Raw genomic sequence first — 18,168 nt, 5'->3', positions numbered from 1 at the left:
TTAATTTTTATAATTAAGCCGTAAATATATAATTTTTTTAAGAAACTTTTAAGATTTTTTTTAGAATAACGAAAAAAAACTAAAGTTATTTTATTTCCAAGTCTTTTTTTTACTCAACAGTTACAGATTTTGCCAAATTTCTTGGCTGATCCACATTTGCTCCTCTATAAACTGCTATATAATAAGAAAGCAATTGTAAAGGTACTGACGCCACTATCGGAGAAAAACATTCTGAAGTTTCAGGGATTTCAATCACGTAATCTGCCATGGCACTTACCTGAGTATCTCCTTTATTAACAACAGCAATTACTTTTCCTTTTCTGGCTTTAATTTCCTGTACATTACTTACTATCTTATCATAATGTCCTCTTTTTGGTGCTATAATTACGATAGGCATATTTTCGTCAATTAAGGCAATAGGACCATGTTTCATTTCAGCTGCCGGATACCCTTCCGCATGGATGTAAGAAATTTCTTTAAGTTTTAAAGCTCCCTCCAAAGCCGCTGGATAATTATATCCTCTTCCTAAATAAAGGAAGTTTGTAGCATTAATAAAATCTTTTGCGATTTCCTGAGTTAATTCGTGTGTTGCACTTAGAACCTCTTCAATTCTTTTAGGAATAGCATCCAGTTCTGCAATAAGATTCATGAATTCTGCATTACCCAAGTTACCATTATGTTTTCCTAGTTTAAGTGCTATCAAACTTAATATAGTAAGCTGTGCTGTAAATGCCTTTGTAGAAGCAACACCAATTTCAGGACCTGCGTGAGTGTAAGAACCTGCATCTGTAATTCTTGCGATAGAAGAATCTACCACATTACAAATACCATAAATAAATGCTCCTTTTTCTTTTGCCAATTTTAAAGCAGCCATTGTATCAGCTGTCTCTCCTGACTGAGAAATCGCAATTACAACGTCTTTATCTGTAATAATAGGATTTCTGTATCTGAATTCAGAAGCATATTCTACTTCAACAGGAATTCTTGCAAATTCTTCAATTAAATATTCACCAATTAAACCTGCGTGCCAAGAAGTTCCGCAAGCGATAATGATAATTCTGTTTGCATTTTTAAACTTTTCAATATGATCCCAAATCCCGGCCATTTTAATGACACCTTCATCTACTAAAAGTCTACCTCTCATAGTATCCTGGATAGATTTTGGCTGTTCGAAAATTTCTTTCAACATGAAATGCTCGTATCCGCCTTTTTCAATTTGCTCCAAACTTAATTTAAGCTCTTGGATTTCAGGCTCAATCTTAGAATTCTCTACAATTGTTCTTATATCAACACCTGTTTCTAAAGAAATAATTGCCATATGACCTTCCTCAAGATAAATAGCTTCTTTGGTAAATTCTACAAAAGGCGATGCATCTGAGGCGATGAAGTATTCTTTATCTCCTATTCCGATAGCAAGAGGTGAACCCAGTCTACCAACCACCAAAACTCCAGGATAATCTTCATGCATTACAGTGATTGCATAAGCTCCGTAAACCTCATTTAAAGCAAATCTTACTGCAGTAGGAAAATCTGTTTCTGCATTGATATCCATAAAATATTGGATAAGATTTACTAAAACTTCTGTATCTGTTTCAGATTGGAAAGTAAATCCTTTATTAGTAAGCATTATTTTGATGGTATCATAATTTTCAATAATACCATTATGAATAATTGCTATTTTTCCGCTATTTGATAAATGGGGATGTGAATTTCTGTCGCTTGGAACACCGTGGGTAGCCCATCTTGTATGTCCCATCCCAATTTTTGCAGTTCCTTTGAGCTGACTTGCAATTTTTTCCAAGTCCTCCACTTTACCCTTGGTTTTTTGTACCTCAAGGCTGTGATCTGGTTTTTCAAGTACAATACCTGCACTGTCATATCCTCTATACTCCAGTCTTCTAAGGCCATTGATTACAATTTCGTAAGCATCCTGAAAACCTGTGTATCCTACAATTCCGCACATAAATTATATATTGTGTTTTGTTTATTAAAATTATTTAGATCCGTAAGCTAATATCAATTGAACTTTATCTGCATTTGAAGAGTCAGATCCAACAAAAATCATCCTTTCTTTCGCAAAAGGTCTTGTTGTAAGATTGTATCCTGCAAGCGATGCTCCGTCTGAACTTAATAAGAACTGTGCAAGATCAATTTTGAAATATTTATCCGCATATTTTTTATCAGCTTCAACAATATCTTTCAGAGACTGGGTAACTGTAAAATCGTAATAAGCCGGATTTTTATCTAGATTAAAAGCTTTTAAATAAGCAAAATTAGGAGCTCCACTCAAAGTAGTAATATCAGTAGTAAATGCCGTTGTAACTTTACCATTATCATTTTTATCTTTCTGAACTATAGTTAATTGACTTGGTTTCAAAAGAGAATTGTTCCAATTTTGAGAGTCTGTGTAAAGCCTTATTTTCGCAGTAACAATAGCAGCCTTATCCTTTTGAAAACGCTGTCTTAATGTCTCTATTACTTCTGGTTTAAATTTAATTCCTATAGATGGTCCTCCCATTCCTTGAGCATACAGTTTAGCATGACCATTTGTTGCATCAGCATCAATTGCTGTTGTAAAAGCCGTTGGCCTTGTATACTTTATTAAAGAAGAATGTACGTTTCCAGATCCTAAAGAAAAACCATAGGTTGCCTGTGGTCTAGTAGTGGTTCCGTTTTCAGTTTTGTCGTATTTATAATACATAATAACCTGAGTTCCGGTATCGTTAGGATTGATTGAAAATAAATATCCATCGTTTTCCTCAACAGAAACCTTCAAACCTTTGAAATATCTGATGAAGTTTGACATATCCTTAAGTTCAGGCTGACCTTTCTTTGCAATAATTTTATTCTGGAAGAATGTTTTATTCAAAGGAATTCTGATATCATTGGTAGAAGCAAAAACCTGCTCGTTATTTGAATCTTTCGTAATGGTTACAGATTTTGCCAGTCCGTTAAATACTTTTCTGCCAAGTTCTACACCTTCAGCAAAATCTTTATTGGAGAAAACACTATCTGTATAGCTTCCCATAAACTCATCCACTTCATGCACTTTAAGCGTAAGCGGTGTAATACTTCCAGCGGTTTTTGTTCTGCCATATTTAGTTACAGGGATAGTCTTCAGCTCAAGTTTAGCATCAACGTTTCCGTCAGGATATACATAAGATTCGTTGGTAGTAGTTACTAAAGAATCTGAACTCTGCGGATAATTTGGCTTTAATACCAACACAACAGAATCTACTACAGCATTAGTACCGAAATCAGGATCATAAGCAGACATTCTGATTTGTGTAAAATAAGATGCCTTCTGGCTTCCGAACTGAGGTTCATTAAAAGCTCCGATTACAGCGCTTCCCAATGTAGAAAAGTCAGCTCTGATGACATCATTATTGCTAATATTGTAAGCAATAACATCATAAGAAACTTCATTTCCGTTAGTTCCGTCATTTAAAAAAAGCTGTTCACCCAAGCTATCGATTTCAGGTTCGCAATTATAAAGCATAGCACTCCCGAAAACCATCAGAGACAAAACAGCAAATGCTCTTTTAATATTGTTGATCATTAAATATGTTTTAATATAAAGTATTGATTGAATCTACATCAAGATATTCCGACTTAGTTGTGGAAGTTTCATTGAAAGCTTTATCCAGATTTTCATTTAAAAACTCGTCACCTTTTACGATTGTATCAACATAATTCATGCTCTCGATAACAAAACTTTCAAAACTTGGATTTTCTAACGATTTTAAATCTGAAATATTATCAAACTTCAGTTTTTCAGAAACAGTAGAACTTAAAGCTGCATTTTTTTCATTGTAAACAGAAAGTACAATTTTTGCATCTTTAAAGTAGGTATCAGAACCGTAGTAAGTTTTAAGATAGACAGGAACAAAAGAAGCCATCCATCCATTAAGATGAATTACATCGGGTACCCAATTGAGCTTTTTGATTGTTTCGATGACACCTCTTGCAAAGAAAATTGCGCGCTCATCATTATCGTCAAAAGCAGTACCATCATCATCGAAATAAGTCTGTTTTCTTTTGAAATATTCTTCGTTATCTATAAAATAAACCTGAAGCCTTTCTCCCGGTAAAGAAGCTACCTTGATGATAAGAGGCTGATCTAAATCATTAATAATAATATTCATCCCGGAAAGGCGTATCACCTCATGCAGTTGAAATTTCCTTTCACTTATCTGTCCAAATCTTGGCATAAAAACTCTTACATCATTGCCTTCATTGTGCATTTTAAGCGCCATTTTGTTTACCACCGAAGCTAAATTTGTATCTTCCTGATAAGGGTACATCTCTGTGGTAATGTACAGTATTTTCTGATTGGGCATAAATTATTTTCTATATTTAAAAATGCTATAATGTGCAAAATTACGAAAAAACATTCAACATTATTTTAATTAACATTTTTTTACGATAAAAGAACCTTGATCTATCAAACAAATCATCCTAATTACAGCATTATTTATTATTTTTGAATAAACTATTAAAATATTATGGAAGTTTTAAAAAGCAGAAAAATTCTTCAGGATTTCATAGAGAGACAGAGAGAAATGGGAAAGCGGATTGGTTTTGCACCAACTATGGGTGCATTGCACGACGGACACCTTTCGTTATATAAGGAAGCCCGCAAAGAAAACGACCTTGTAATTTCGTCTATATTTGTAAACCCCACTCAATTCAACAATCAGGAAGATTTAGCAAAATACCCAAGAGATGTTGAAAGAGATCTTGATATTTTGAAAAAATCTGGCTTGGTAGATGCCGTTTACATACCAGAAGTTTCAGATATTTATCCTGAGCAGGCAAAAAGCAAACATTACGATTTTGGCGGATTGGAAAATGAAATGGAAGGAAAATCCCGTCCCGGTCATTTTGACGGCGTGGGAACAGTGGTAGAAGAACTTTTCAGACAAGTAAGACCACATTGTGCCTATTTTGGAGAAAAAGATTTTCAGCAGCTTGCCATAATCAGAAAAATGGTTGAAATGCAGAATCTTCCTGTAAAAATTGTGGGAGTTCCTACCTACAGAGCAGAAAACGGTTTGGCTTTAAGCTCAAGAAACCAACGTCTAACAGAAAACAGAAGAGATGCCTCAAAAGTAATTTTTGAAACATTAAAGAAAGTGCAGACTTGGTTTAAAGAAGATTCTTACGAAATTATAAAAAAGAAAGTTGAAGATATTTTTGATGATCAGCAAAATATGCAGCTTGAGTATTTTTTGATTGCAGATGAAAAAAATCTCCAGGAAGCAGAATTCTTTTACGCGGATAGAAGTTACAGAGCATTTATTGTTGTGATGGTAGATGGTGTAAGATTGATTGATAATCTACCGCTTTAAATAAAAAAATCAAAGGCTTCTGGAAAGAAGCCTTTGAAACACCAAATCACAAAATATTAATATGAAAAAAATTTACTTTTCAGTAAACTCGTGACCCGGCTGGGATTCGAACCCAGGACCCATACATTAAAAGTGTATTGCTCTACCAGCTGAGCTACCGAGTCGGTCACGTAAGATTAACGTCGTAAATATATAATTATTTTTATAAAACTTACAAGTTAACAAACATTTTTTTTTGCTTGTGCCTGCGACTGGACTCGAACCAGCACATCCTTAGGAAACCACCCCCTCAAGATGGCGTGTCTACCAATTTCACCACGCAGGCAAAAAAAATTACTAAAAGTAAATATTTTTTTGCTAGTGACCCGGCTGGGATTCGAACCCAGGACCCATACATTAAAAGTGTATTGCTCTACCAGCTGAGCTACCGAGTCGGTCACTTTATTATCAAGTTTCATTGTTAAGTAATGTCCCTTGTTTTTAGTGGTGCAAAGATATAGCTTTTTTCGTTATCTCAAAACTTTTTTGCAAATTTGTTTAAAATAAATTCATGATAATTTCACTTGTAGGATACATGGGAAGTGGCAAATCTCACATTTCCAAAATCTTAAGCGACAAAATAAATTTTAAACTTTTAGACCTCGATAAAGAGATTTGTAAACGTTTGAAGATGACAATACCCGAAATCTTCGAAAAAAAGGGAGAAATTTTCTTTAGGAAGACAGAAAGGGAAGTTTTGGAAGAAATCTTGGCAAGCGATGAAAATATCGTTTTGAGCCTTGGTGGAGGAACTCCGGCTTATTATAATAATATGGAAATTATCAATCTAAATTCTAAAAGTATATTTCTAAAAGCCAACATCAGCACTTTAGTCGCCAGACTTTCTAAACAAAAAGACAAAAGACCTTTGGTAGCAAAAATTCCAGACGAAGATTTGCCTGAGTTTATTGCAAAACATTTGTTTGAAAGAAATGCTTTTTATTCCAAATCACAATTTATGATTACTACAGATGATAGAAACCCCGAAGATATAGTATCTGACATAAAAGAAAAACTTTACCTCTGAGGTAAAGTTTTTTGTATCTATTCGTCATTTTTTTCATCAGAACCAGATTCTCCGAAGAAATCGTCCCAATCTGTAAAATCCGGATCAATATCATTCCCGGAGTAATCATCAATGTCACGGCGGTCTTTCTTGGTAGGTCTTCCCTCACCCTTTCCTCTGTAATAGTTTTGAGATTCACGGCGAAGCTTGAGCAAGTCAATCTGTTCTTTATCTGTGATGTCTTTAATATGCAAAGGAACCAATTTGGCTCCCATTCTGCCTGTAGGGATTTGTAAAACTTTAATTTTATAATCTATCTGGTTTTTCCTGATTTGAATTACATCACCTTCTTTCACCTCCTTAGAAGACTTCACTACAGAGCCTCCGATAGTAACTCTGTTTTTCTTAATCTCATCAGTGGAGACTGTTCTTGTCTTATAAAAACGAATACTCCACAAAAATTTATCTATTCTCATATTTTTTTTTATACTTTTGTCGATAATTATTTGTAAAGTAAGTAAAGTTTTTAAAATGAAGAAAATATTTTTGTATGTACTCGCCGGATCACTTTGTTTTTCAGCATGTAAAAAAGACGATGAAGTAGAAACTTATAAAGAGCCTGAAGACATCAACGTTCAGAATAATTATGACAATGAGGCTATCCAAAAGTTTCTGGAAAACAACTATATGGATTCCCGCGGAAATGTAAAAGCATTCAGTAGTACAGATACAGCCGATGACAATGAAACAAAACTGAAAGACCTGAATCCTCAAACCACTCCATCGGGAGCAATATATATCATCAGAACTACAGGACAGCCTGATCCGGGAACTACAATCGGCAACACCGATGTGATGAGAATCATGATGAGAGCAAAAGCATATCTGGCAGGTGTAAGTGATGGTAACGTTACTTTTCTTACGAATGCAAATTTTTCAGGATACAGCACTCTTGATGAAACAGGAAGCTCAGTTTCTGACCCAATCTTCTACTACGCTAAAACATCTACGAAAACGGCAAGTGGGAAACCAAGCAGCTATTACGAAATGGAAGGTTTTCAGGAGGCAATCAGAAAGTTTAAAGCATTCAATCAGTCTGATGCTGAAAACTACAACCTTCAGGGAGTAATTATTGTTCCTTCGAGAGCTGCTTATGCCAGAGATGAGCATTATGCATTTGGTACAAGCTACACTTCCCCGTTTAGAAATACAACTTTTATCTTTAATCTTCAGGTTTATAAATCTACACCAAGAGATATGGCTACTCAGGATTAAATTTCAAAAAATATTTACAAAAAATGCTTCGCCAAAAACGAAGCATTTTTTTATGATTAAATCTGAAACCGAATCCATCACGCCCCGACCTGAATGGAGCTCTTTTTGTAAGCAATGGGAAAGCAAAGGCACAAAAAAGCGGGAATGGAGGGCGGAAAAAGGCGCATAAAAAAAATTAAAACCTACATGTTATTTTCTCACATTTCCTAAAATATCCGGAAAATAATGATCTGATAAGTGCTCAAACTCATCGCCCCGCATAAACATTGAGGCATCTACTTCTTCATACGAACTTCTTCCAGCTGCAGCAATTAACTCATTGCAGGTGTGTAAAGTATTTTTATGAAAATGATACACCCTCTCAGCTTTATCTGTTACATCAAGACCTTTGATTAACATTTTGTCCTGCGTGGCAACGCCAGTCGGGCATTTATTGTTATTACATCTCAAAGCCTGGATACAACCTAAAGAAAACATAAATCCTCTCGCATTATTACACATGTCTGCTCCCATTGCGACCGCTCTCAGGATATCTAAACTCGTGAGCACTTTTCCGCTGGCAATGATTCTCAATTTATCTCTTAAATTATAATTTTTCAGCGTTCTGTTGACAAAAATCAAAGCAGGTTCCAGAGGCATTCCTACTCCATCAGAAAATTCCGGCGGAGCAGCTCCTGTTCCACCTTCTGCTCCATCGACCGTAATGAAATCCGGATAAATCTGCGAAACGTTCATCTGAACACAGATGTCTTCAAACTCTTTGGTATCACCGATGCACAATTTAAATCCGACTGGTTTTCCGCCAGAAAGCTCTCTTAAATGCTGAACAAATTTCAACAAACCTGCCGCATCAGAAAAAGAGGAATGTGATGGTGGAGAAATAATCGTCAAACCTGGCTGTACATGACGGATTTTTGCAATTTCAGGTGTATTTTTCACGCCAGGTAAAACTCCACCGTGCCCGGGTTTTGCGCCTTGGGATAATTTAATTTCAACCATTTTCACATTCGGCAAGGTTGCATATTTTGTGAATAATTCAGGGTTAAATTTTCCTTCGTCATCTCTGCAACCGAAATATCCCGTTCCGATTTGCCAGCATAAATCTCCTCCTTCCAAATGATGCGGAGAAATTCCACCTTCGCCTGTATTGTGGTAGAAATTTCCTTTTTTAGCCCCTCTGTTTAGCGAAATCTGTGCTCTGTCGCTCAATGCTCCAAAACTCATCGCAGAAATATTAAAAAGTGAAGCGTGATAAGGTTGCGTACACTGTTCGCCACCCACCCAAACTCTCGGCAGTTCTTCTTTCGGAGATTTCGCATAAATGGAATGTTTTATTCCTTCATATTTTCTGTGATTCACTTCAAGCTGAGTTCCGAAAGGCACCGTATCACTCAGGTTTTTTGAACGTCTGTACACCGCCGAACGCTGATTTCTCGGAAAAGGTTTCCCATCGGTTTCTCTTTCAATAAAATACTGCTGCATTTCTGGAGAAATATCCTCAAAAAAGTATCTGAAATATCCCAGAACAGGAAAGTTTCTAAGAATGGCGTGTTTCGTCTGATAGGTATTATAAACTCCCAGCGCGTAAACAGCTGTTAAAAATATTGGGATCCAGTAATGGGCTTTGATAAGTAATGCGACAACCCATGTTGCAATAACCAACGCCAATCCCCAGGATAAAAACTTATCTCTCATGAAAATGTGGTTTTAAAAATTAAATATAGTATTATTTAGATTAAAAGAATATTCTTCCCTTAAAAAAACAGACAATCATGCAGAAAACACGCCATTTCTTCATATTCTATTTTATTAATCACTGAATTTATAAACCGAATAATTATCTTTGGAAAAATATGCAATGATGAATTTAAACAGAATGATCATCAATCAAAAATTTCTATATATTTTTATTTTCTTTTTCACTCTGTCTATAAATGTTTTTGGACAAAAACTACTTCCTTACCAGTTCAGTAATGATCTTTCGATTGATTTTCCACAAGAATTCAGCATTGTAGATACTTTGGGGCAAAAATCGATACAGTCCGCTTTGGGAGATGATCTGATTTTAGTGATGCAACCCAAGGATAAAATAAATGATTATCTGGAAGACAAGAGTGAACTTCTAAAATTTTATGAAAGCTTTCTTGAAGGAATGGTGGATAAAAGTCAAGGCAAACTCATCAAAAAAGAACTTGTTACAATAAATGGATTTCACTTTTTCAAATCAAGTTTCAGCACGAAAATCACTGGTACGGAAAACATTTGGACAAATTACGTTTTATTACTTAATCAAATCCCATACTCGTTTTTACTGATAAGTCCTTCTGAAAATGATGAAAACACAGCATTTTTTGAAAAGAAAATTATTAATTCTATAAGAATAAAAAATAATCTCACGGCACAGAATCAATTCAATACAAATCAGGAAGATTCTCAGGCTTATAAGATTGGTAAACTTGTAGGAAGTCTTTGTTTCTACGGACTAATAGGCGCAATGATTGTATTTTTTATTGTAAAAGGTAAAAAGAAAAAAATGGATTAGATTTTCTCCAAAAAACTCTCAAAAGAATTCATGACAGAAACCGCACCGTCTTCAGTAATTTTTTCAAGTCTTAAAAACTCGATTTGATTGACAGAGGCAGGGTCAAAATCTTTCTGTACCCTCACATAATTTTCTGTGAAGCCGTACATTTTTCCGTCTTTATTTTCGTGTTCCCAAAGTACGGGAAGCGTTTGCCCAAGCTGAGTCTGGTAGAAAGACATTTTCTTTTTCTCGGAAAGAATTCTCAGCATTTTGTTGCGTCTTTTTCTCTCAGGAATCGGAACCGCACCGTCCATTTCTGCAGCTTCGGTATTTTCTCTTTCTGAATAAGTGAAAACGTGGAGATAACTTATTGGAAGCTTATTCAGGAAATCATAGGTTTCCATAAACAGTTCCTCCGTTTCTCCAGGAAAACCAACAATCACATCAACGCCAATTGCGGCATGAGGCATGACTTCACGAATTTTGTTAACTCTTTCGTTGTACAATTTCGTAAGATAACGCCGCTTCATTTTTTTCAATAACTCATCACTTCCAGACTGCAAAGGAATGTGGAAATGCGGAACAAAACTTTTACTTTTAGAGACCAGTTCAATGCTTTCATCTTTCAAAAGATTCGGCTCAATCGATGAAATACGGATTCTTTCGATACCTTCAACCTCATCTAATTCTTTAATTAAATCTAAAAAAGTGTGCTCGTGTCTCTTGTTTCCAAATTCACCTTTTCCGTAATCGCCTATATTTACACCTGTCAAAACGATTTCTTTGATATCTCTGGCGGCAATTTCTTTGGCATTTTTCAAAACATTTTCGATGGTGTCTGAACGGGAAATCCCTCTGGCTAAAGGAATGGTGCAGTACGTACATTTATAATCGCAACCATCCTGAACTTTCAGAAAAGCTCTGGTTCTGTCTCCAATTGAATAGCTTCCGATAAAAAAATCAGTCTCTTCGATTTCACAAGAATGGACAACACCTTCACTTTCAGACTTTTCCAAATCATCCAGATAACTCAGGATGTTGAATTTTTCTTTCGCTCCAAGAACCAAATCTACTCCCGTAATCTGAGAAATTTCTTCCGGTTTTAACTGAGCATAGCAACCGACAATCACAACCAAACCTTCCGGATTAGCTTTCATGGCTCGTTTTACATGCAGTTTACATTCACGGTCTGCATTTTCTGTGACTGAGCAAGTATTGATTACATAAATATCTGCTCTATCATCAAAACTTACCTTATCATAACCTGCATCTGTCAGTTGACGGGCAATAGTAGATGTTTCTGCAAAATTTAATTTGCAGCCAAGGGTATGAAATGCGGCAGTTCTGTGAATATGAGACATTTATTGTTCTGAATTTTGTGGGTGCAAAGATAATAATTTAAATATGAAAACTAAATTGATTCAATCTATACTTTGTAATCGTCCCGCACTTCGGGGCTGTTGGCAAAACAAACGGAAGACGAATTTTGAATTTCGTTGTCATCATTTTCCTGTAAGTCTTTGATGCATTGTTCTCTGATATTCCAGATTTCATCTATATTGTAAGAAATGTCCTCATCAAGAATCCATTTTTTAAGGAAATCTTTGTGGAATGAGATCTTCTCATTAACAATTTCATTAAACTCTATTTCCTTTTCAATCAATAATTTAGATTTAAATTGAAGATAATCTGAATTATGTTTGGTAAAATCAAAATATTCATCATCGATTTTCAGATAATTGTGAGCTTCGGGAATGTAATTCAGATTAAATTTTTCTAAAGTATTTTTAATTTTTGCGGTGTATTCTGAATCTATTTTAAAGATACCGAGAATCAATTTCACATCTGACTGATTGTTTTCCAAAGCCAGTTTTCGCAGGGTCGCGTGTTTCGTACTGCAGGTTCCACCCAAATCATCAAAAACACATTGAATGTTATTTTTATCTGAATTTCTCTTGTACGGCAGTTTTGAAATATATTGACAGGCAGCATGAAAATCGCGAATACTTCTATTGAAAAATTGCTCAGAAATAACTCCACTGTATTTATTAATTGGGAAGTTTTTCATTTTTATTTGATTTGAAAATTCAATTTCATTTCATCATTAAAATCCTGCGATTTATTTCTTGCGATGGATAGCGTTTCCCAATCTTCATTTTTAAGCATTTTTGCAATGAACACCATCTGACCAATATGATAAGGATAATGTGCTAATTGTCTGAACACTGCATCAATGACCGAATGCGGCTCATTTCTAATATAAATTGTGGAGTATAAATTTCCGTCATTAATTTGATTTAAAGCTTCGAAAAGGCAAGCCCAGCCTTTCTCCCAATAATCAAGAACTTCAGATTTTGTTTTAAAAGTATTTTGAAACTCATCATCACGGTTTCTCCACGGTTTTTCGCCATCTTCAGTTAAGAAATTGGTCCACCTTGACAGCATATTTCCCGAAACATGTTTGATGATGACAGCAATTGAATTGCTCTCTTCGTTAAACTGCCAAAAAACATGCTCATCAGAAAGTTGTGATAATGATCTATCTCCGAGCATTTTGTAATACTCAAAACGTTTAATGAATAAATCTTTCATGATTGGAGGTTTATAGATTTTTAAATTTAAAACCAATTTACCATTTTTAACGTATATAAGTGTAAATTGTCGCCTATGAATTGTAAGATAAGCCATTTTATGCAGGATTTAAACTCCTTAAATCTTCAGGAACTTGAAAAATGGTTTAATGATGAAACTGTAATCTGGATTCCTCCTGCCAAAGAAATTTCAGGAAAAACCCGTGTTTTGGCGTTATTCAGAGCTATTTTCAGACGGTATGAAAACATAGAATGGAACGTTTCTGAAATTTTCAATTTGGGAAATGATAAATATTTCTACCTGACTGATTCTTTGGGAAACCTTTCAGGAAGAGATCCTTACAGAAACCAAATCTGTACAGTTATACAGTTTTCAGAATCAGGCAAAATCCTTTATTTATCAGATTATTTCAAAGATACTGAAGCTTTCAGCTAAAAAAAGCCATCTCTTTTGGAAATGGCTTTTTTCAATCAATTATTTATAGTTATTCCCGGTTTTTCAATAAAATCCATCCTGAATATTTTACAGGGGCGTTATTTCTTTTTGGCTCATTCCATGTGAATGAGAACCAGTAATTTCCAGTCAGCACTTTTTTATTCCCTGCTGTACCATCCCATCTGTAATCATTGAATTTGTCGGCTTCGAAAAGCTTGTTACCATACCTGTCATACACTGTGAAAACAAGATTTGTTTTGTATGCCAAAGCAGAATAATCGACATAATCATTTAGTCCGTCTCCATTTGGAGTGATGGCATTAACGATATTCGGAACCGTAATTTCTATATCTACTTCATTACATTCGTTGGCATCTTTCACATAAACAGTCTGTTCCCCTCTTTTTACGCCTGTAAAAGTATTTGAATCCTGCCAATTTGTGCCATCCATTGAGTATTTGTAAGGTGCTTTTCCTCCGCTTACATTCACAACAACTTTTTGGAAAGTTATATCAACACTCGTAATGACAGGTTGAGCATAAGACAAAACGCTCACATATTGAAGGGCAAAACAGTTTCCTGTCTGAAGCTTTACCCAATAAGTTCCCACTGGAACACCAGAAATCACCTGCGTTGTATCACCTGTACTCCACTCATAAGATGTGAAATCTGGCCCTGCGTCTAATGTAGCACGATCACCAATACAGATTACCTGATTTTTTAAGACCGTTGAATATTTCGGAGGAATTACTGTTAAATTAATTTTATAGATTGTATAACATTGCGTCGGATGATAAACTCCTAAGTAAACAACCCCATTAGCTGAAACATAAGCGGTAGCTGGATTGATTTCATTCGTTCCCGACTGCGCACTCGCCAGCGAAGGATAATATTTTTTGATAGCTCCCGTCGGTACCGTAATATTTGCCAGTTCCAGATTGAAAGCCCCTATAGTCGGAGTTCCGGGATTGGAACAAGACTCTAAACTCGCCTCAACAGTTGAATATTTCGGAGGGGTTACTTTCAAAGTAATTTGAGCAATATTGTAACATCCTGCAAGACTGGAAACTCTTACATAAACCACTCCATTTGCAGAATTATATGCTGTAAAAGGAATAATCTGACCGGTTTCAGCTTGTGCATTTGCCAGTGTAGGATAGTATTTTTTTATTGCTCCAGACTGCATAGTAACATTTGCCAGATCCAGATTGAAAGTTCCGATATTCGGAGTACCAACATTCGGACACACCTCTAAACTCCCGTCATAAGAAGAAATTGACCCCAGTTTAAATTTAAACCTACCTATTTCTCTACAGGAATTAATTGGATTGGTTGGATTGGTCGGATCCTGATAATGTACACTGTAATAGTAAACTGTTGTTGTATTTACTGCAATTGGAGCGGTGATTGGACTCGCTCCGGAAAGTGCATCATTTTGATTAAGATGATAAGAAACTACAAAATTAGTGTTCCCATTTAAGATCCCTGGTGTTAAAGTACTGAAATCAAAAACTGCAGGATTTAAACAGATTAAAATCTCTCTTGGATCAGAAGGATTTGCTGCCGGAGTACCTGGTGGCACTAAAGGAAACTGCAATATTGCAGGATCTGTAAAAGGTGACGCCAACATAGCAGTTCCACCCCATGTGAGTGTAAATGGCGAAGTATTGGTACTTGCTCCTCCCTGAAAATTATCTAAGTATAAGAAATAGGTTTCTCCTGCAACAACATCCATGTATTTACAGTAGGGTGTATTGGATCCGCCCGCTGCACTGGTAATTGTGCTTGTCATGTTCAAACCTGTATCCGGACTTACGCCAATCACTGTTGCTGCGTTGCATCGGATGGGAAAGCCAAGACTTCCGCACGAAGTATTGGGTCCGTACACAGCCCAATCATAGTCTACGGTAGGATCTGCGGGATTTATAACAAAGGTTAAAGTTCCGCTCGTGGCAATTTTAAATTTATACCAAATCGAATTATGCTCGCCTGTACTGAGACAGTCGCCCAAGCTTTCGTTTGTAGCTCCAATCCCAGTTGGACTGTAGGTAATGCTCGAATTTCCGCAGACCCCCAATGCCGTAACACAGTCTCCCTGAGAAAAGTAAAAATTTGAAATTAATATAAGTAAAAACAGTATAGCTTTTTTCATACCCCCGTGTATTAGTTCGTATCAAATTTAAACAAATATTTAAACCTTTACAACAAACGGACTTAAAACTTACACAAAATCAGTTAATTTCTAATAATTTATCAATTTTCGAAAATAGAAATCATTCTTTTATACTGGTTAAATTTCCGCAAAGGTTTTCCAAATGGAAAATTTTATGAAACGGGCTTTTAACTTCATCAAGATTTTCCCTGTTCTGTATAAAAGTATATCTGGATGCCAGAGAATTCATATCTGAAACGATTACAAGCCAGCATTCATCCACAGAAGTATCGTAGTATGGGAATTTTTCGTTTTTCTTTTCAATCAGTTCCAAAATTTTCTCCGAACACAATTCATCAAAAAGATTGAGATTATATTCATGAGTAATAAAAACATTTCTGCGATGAGAAGATTTTCTGATTTTTTTCACACAACCCACTGGCTTTTTTTTACGAATGCTTTTGTAGATATCCAAAATAATTTCCTGCTGATATTCGGGATTATCCAATTTAAAATGTTGGGTAAATTCCAAAAAATAAACACCACGATATTTCGTAGTGTCTTCCTGTTCTAATAATATTTCGGCCTGACGGAAAATCTTGTTCAAGCAGCTTTCTACTTTTTTCATTTCCAGATGATTGATCACTTCGGTAAGCTCAATACCAATTTTCTTGTCGTTTAATTTTGCAATAAAATCCGGACTTTCGCAGGTGAGGTTTTCAAATTTCACGTCTGGAAAATGATGCATGAAAGAATTCAGCAGTAAAATCTCGGCTTTCTTTTTGTATTTCTCACGGTCGTGCAGTGCAGAAGCATCTATGCTGCGGTGGTACTTTTCCATAGGCTTCTTTTTGAGATGTCTGTTGAGATGATACAAACTGAGATTTTTCACAAGATCTTCATCGGAAAAAGTCTTTTTCATGAGCATAAATTTTAGCAGAATTACAAAACTGACTCAAGCATAAACATTTTGATTATCAAAAATTTACAAGTTAAATGTAGTGATTTTTTCAATTGAAATGATTTTAAAATTTTAAATTATTAATTATTTAACAATCAATTTATTTCGATAATAATTACATTTGTTTAATATCTAAAATATTTATTAACACAAAATGGATTTCAAAAACTTCAAAATACCTTACGCTGTAAACCAGCAATACACAAAAAAAGTCGCTTATTTTTCAATGGAATTTGCCATCGAGCAGGTTCTTAAAATATATTCCGGAGGTTTAGGATTTCTGGCTGGCTCGCATATGAGAAGTGCCTACAATTTAAAGCAGGATCTCGTAGGAATCGGCATTCTCTGGAAATTCGGTTACTACGATCAGGCAAGAAACCATGATCAGACATTGCAACCAACGTGGACAAAGAAAATGTACAGTTTTCTGGAAGATACAGGCATTAAATTTCAGATTGAAATTCACAGTGCACCGGTTTGGGTAAAGGTCTTCTATCTTGACCCGGAAATCTTCAACACAGCACCCATGTTTTTCCTTTCCACGGATGTTCCTGAAAACGATCATGTTTCAAAAACGATTTCTCATAAACTGTACGACGCCAACGAGTCTACAAAATTGGCTCAGTACATTCTTTTGGGAAAAGGTGGTGCAAGACTTTTAGAAGAAATAAATTTAGACAGAGATATTTATCATTTAAATGAAGCTCACGGTTTGCCGGCAGCTTTTCACTTGTTGAAAAAATTTAACGGAGATCTAAAAAAGGTAAAAGAGAAACTGGTTTTCACTACTCACACGCCTGAAGAAGCCGGAAACGAAAAGCACAACCGAAGACTTTGCTATGAAATGTCTTATTTTTCGGGCTTAAGTTTAGAAGAAGTAAACAAAATTGAGGGTTCTGATGATGAGCGTTTCAATCACTCATTGTGTGCTCTGAAAATGGCAAAAATTGCCAACGGAGTTTCTCAGCTTCATGGTGTTGTTTCCCGCGAAATGTGGAGCAAATACGATGGAATCTGCGAAATAAAATCGATCACCAACGCCCAGGAATTCAAATATTGGAGTGATAAGCCTTTGTACAACGCAAAGGATGAGAACAACGAAACGATGTTTGATTACCGCAAGAAACTTCTGAAAAAGAGACTTTTCAAAATTGTAGCAGACCAAACCGGAAATCTTTTCGATCCGAATATTTTTACAATCGTTTGGGCAAGAAGATTTGCAGGTTATAAAAGAGCAGATTTGCTTTTGCATGATAAATCAAGATTTTATTCACTTTTGAATCACTCAAAATATCCTATTCAGGTAATTTGGGCTGGAAAGCCTTATCCGATGGATTATTCTGCGATTTCTACCTTCAATTCTCTGGTGGAAGAAAGCAAGAACAATAAAAATATGGCGGTTCTCACGGGTTATGAATTGGCTTTAAGCAAATCTTTAAAACAAGGTTCAGATTTATGGTTAAACAATCCCCGTGTACCAAGAGAAGCTTCGGGAACCTCAGGTATGACAGCGTCTATGAATGGTAGCGTAAACCTTTCTACCGATGACGGCTGGATTCCTGAATACGCAAAACATGGAGAAAACTCTTTCGTTGTTCCCAAAGCGGATTATGCTAACATGAGTATTTATGAGCAGGATAATTACGACTTAAATAAACTCTATGAAATTCTTGAGAAAGAAATTCTTCCGACCTATTACGACAGTCCGGATAAATGGAGAAAAATTCAGTACAATGCCATGAATGATGTAAAAGACCAATTCAATTCTGACCGTATGGCTGATGAATACTACAAAATGCTGTATAATCTTTAGGTTAAGGTTAAGGTTAAGTT

At 35.6% G+C, this 18,168-nt stretch carries 16 protein-coding genes and 3 tRNA genes; 6 read left to right on the top strand and 13 right to left on the bottom strand.

Translation table 11 applies throughout. The annotated features are described in order from the left end of the window. Positions 1-109 precede the first annotated feature (109 nt). Genes glmS through AC2A1G_RS00660 form a run of 3 tightly spaced genes read right to left on the bottom strand, consistent with a single transcriptional unit; the run spans position 110 to position 4,340 of the window. Positions 110-1,963, bottom strand: coding sequence for a glutamine--fructose-6-phosphate transaminase (isomerizing) (gene glmS, locus AC2A1G_RS00670; protein ID WP_484045035.1), 1,854 nt, complete (start codon positions 1,961-1,963; stop codon positions 110-112). 30 nt (positions 1,964-1,993) lie between these two features. After that, positions 1,994-3,559 carry a DUF4270 family protein gene (locus AC2A1G_RS00665; RefSeq protein WP_484045034.1) on the bottom strand — a complete coding sequence of 522 codons (1,566 nt, stop codon included), beginning with the start codon at positions 3,557-3,559 and terminating at the stop codon, positions 1,994-1,996. Between the two features lie 10 nt (positions 3,560-3,569). Continuing rightward, positions 3,570-4,340, bottom strand: coding sequence for a glycogen/starch synthase (locus AC2A1G_RS00660; RefSeq protein WP_484045033.1), 771 nt, complete (start codon positions 4,338-4,340; stop codon positions 3,570-3,572). Between the two features lie 165 nt (positions 4,341-4,505). Between AC2A1G_RS00660 and panC the strand changes: the two genes are divergently transcribed. After that, the gene (gene panC / locus AC2A1G_RS00655; protein ID WP_484045032.1) at positions 4,506-5,351 is read left to right on the top strand and encodes a pantoate--beta-alanine ligase; all 846 of its coding nucleotides are present in this window, start codon (positions 4,506-4,508) and stop codon (positions 5,349-5,351) included. Positions 5,352-5,442: 91 nt separating this feature from the next. On the opposite strand, the gene AC2A1G_RS00650 is transcribed toward panC, so the two are convergent. The 3 genes from AC2A1G_RS00650 to AC2A1G_RS00640 all read right to left on the bottom strand — a co-directional run bounded on the left by AC2A1G_RS00650 (position 5,443) and on the right by AC2A1G_RS00640 (position 5,785). Continuing rightward, positions 5,443-5,515 (bottom strand) — tRNA-Lys (locus AC2A1G_RS00650). A 78-nt stretch (positions 5,516-5,593) separates the two neighbouring features. Further along, positions 5,594-5,676: transfer RNA gene (locus AC2A1G_RS00645), tRNA-Leu, on the bottom strand. 36 nt (positions 5,677-5,712) lie between these two features. After that, a tRNA-Lys gene (locus tag AC2A1G_RS00640) sits at positions 5,713-5,785 on the bottom strand. A gap of 116 nt (positions 5,786-5,901) precedes the next feature. On the opposite strand from AC2A1G_RS00640, the gene AC2A1G_RS00635 reads away from it, so the two are divergent. Further along, positions 5,902-6,417: a shikimate kinase gene (locus AC2A1G_RS00635; protein ID WP_484045031.1), complete on the top strand. Its 516-nt coding sequence runs from the start codon at positions 5,902-5,904 to the stop codon at positions 6,415-6,417. A 17-nt stretch (positions 6,418-6,434) separates the two neighbouring features. On the opposite strand, the gene AC2A1G_RS00630 is transcribed toward AC2A1G_RS00635, so the two are convergent. Continuing rightward, positions 6,435-6,872, bottom strand: a complete 438-nt coding sequence (locus AC2A1G_RS00630) for an RNA-binding S4 domain-containing protein (protein ID WP_484045030.1) — start codon at positions 6,870-6,872, stop codon at positions 6,435-6,437. Between the two features lie 55 nt (positions 6,873-6,927). Between AC2A1G_RS00630 and AC2A1G_RS00625 the strand changes: the two genes are divergently transcribed. Beyond that, positions 6,928-7,671 carry a hypothetical protein gene (locus tag AC2A1G_RS00625; RefSeq protein WP_484045029.1) on the top strand — a complete coding sequence of 248 codons (744 nt, stop codon included), beginning with the start codon at positions 6,928-6,930 and terminating at the stop codon, positions 7,669-7,671. Positions 7,672-7,860: 189 nt separating this feature from the next. Here the strand turns inward: AC2A1G_RS00625 and AC2A1G_RS00620 are convergent, their stop codons facing one another. Continuing rightward, entirely contained in the window at positions 7,861-9,366 is a 1,506-nt protein-coding gene (locus AC2A1G_RS00620) for an FMN-binding glutamate synthase family protein (RefSeq protein WP_484045028.1), read from the bottom strand. A 163-nt stretch (positions 9,367-9,529) separates the two neighbouring features. Here AC2A1G_RS00620 and AC2A1G_RS00615 point away from each other — a divergent pair, with 163 nt between their 5' ends. After that, positions 9,530-10,213, top strand: coding sequence for a hypothetical protein (locus AC2A1G_RS00615; RefSeq protein WP_484045027.1), 684 nt, complete (start codon positions 9,530-9,532; stop codon positions 10,211-10,213). Here AC2A1G_RS00615 and mtaB read toward each other — a convergent pair. The 3 genes from mtaB to AC2A1G_RS00600 form a co-directional block, all read right to left on the bottom strand. Beyond that, on the bottom strand, positions 10,210-11,556 hold the full coding sequence (mtaB, locus tag AC2A1G_RS00610; RefSeq protein WP_484045026.1) for a tRNA (N(6)-L-threonylcarbamoyladenosine(37)-C(2))-methylthiotransferase MtaB: 1,347 nt from the start codon (positions 11,554-11,556) through the stop codon (positions 10,210-10,212). The two genes, AC2A1G_RS00615 and mtaB, sit on opposite strands and share 4 nt — an antisense overlap. A gap of 65 nt (positions 11,557-11,621) precedes the next feature. Then, positions 11,622-12,263 carry a hypothetical protein gene (locus tag AC2A1G_RS00605; protein WP_484045025.1) on the bottom strand — a complete coding sequence of 214 codons (642 nt, stop codon included), beginning with the start codon at positions 12,261-12,263 and terminating at the stop codon, positions 11,622-11,624. A gap of 2 nt (positions 12,264-12,265) precedes the next feature. Beyond that, entirely contained in the window at positions 12,266-12,787 is a 522-nt protein-coding gene (locus tag AC2A1G_RS00600) for a DUF1572 domain-containing protein (protein WP_484045024.1), read from the bottom strand. 75 nt (positions 12,788-12,862) lie between these two features. Here AC2A1G_RS00600 and AC2A1G_RS00595 point away from each other — a divergent pair, with 75 nt between their 5' ends. Beyond that, on the top strand, positions 12,863-13,222 hold the full coding sequence (locus tag AC2A1G_RS00595) for a nuclear transport factor 2 family protein (protein WP_484045023.1): 360 nt from the start codon (positions 12,863-12,865) through the stop codon (positions 13,220-13,222). Positions 13,223-13,271: 49 nt separating this feature from the next. On the opposite strand, the gene AC2A1G_RS00590 is transcribed toward AC2A1G_RS00595, so the two are convergent. Next, positions 13,272-15,374, bottom strand: a complete 2,103-nt coding sequence (locus tag AC2A1G_RS00590; protein ID WP_484045022.1) for a T9SS type B sorting domain-containing protein — start codon at positions 15,372-15,374, stop codon at positions 13,272-13,274. A 121-nt stretch (positions 15,375-15,495) separates the two neighbouring features. Beyond that, positions 15,496-16,296 carry a hypothetical protein gene (locus AC2A1G_RS00585; protein WP_484045021.1) on the bottom strand — a complete coding sequence of 267 codons (801 nt, stop codon included), beginning with the start codon at positions 16,294-16,296 and terminating at the stop codon, positions 15,496-15,498. Between the two features lie 193 nt (positions 16,297-16,489). Between AC2A1G_RS00585 and glgP the strand changes: the two genes are divergently transcribed. Continuing rightward, positions 16,490-18,148, top strand: coding sequence for an alpha-glucan family phosphorylase (gene glgP, locus AC2A1G_RS00580; protein ID WP_484045020.1), 1,659 nt, complete (start codon positions 16,490-16,492; stop codon positions 18,146-18,148). Positions 18,149-18,168 lie beyond the last annotated feature (20 nt).

This window comes from Chryseobacterium sp. HNCC26DJ240 (assembly GCF_057180485.1).
The sequence above is the reverse complement of the archived record's forward strand: the minus strand, read 5'-3'. Positions and strand labels throughout refer to the sequence as shown.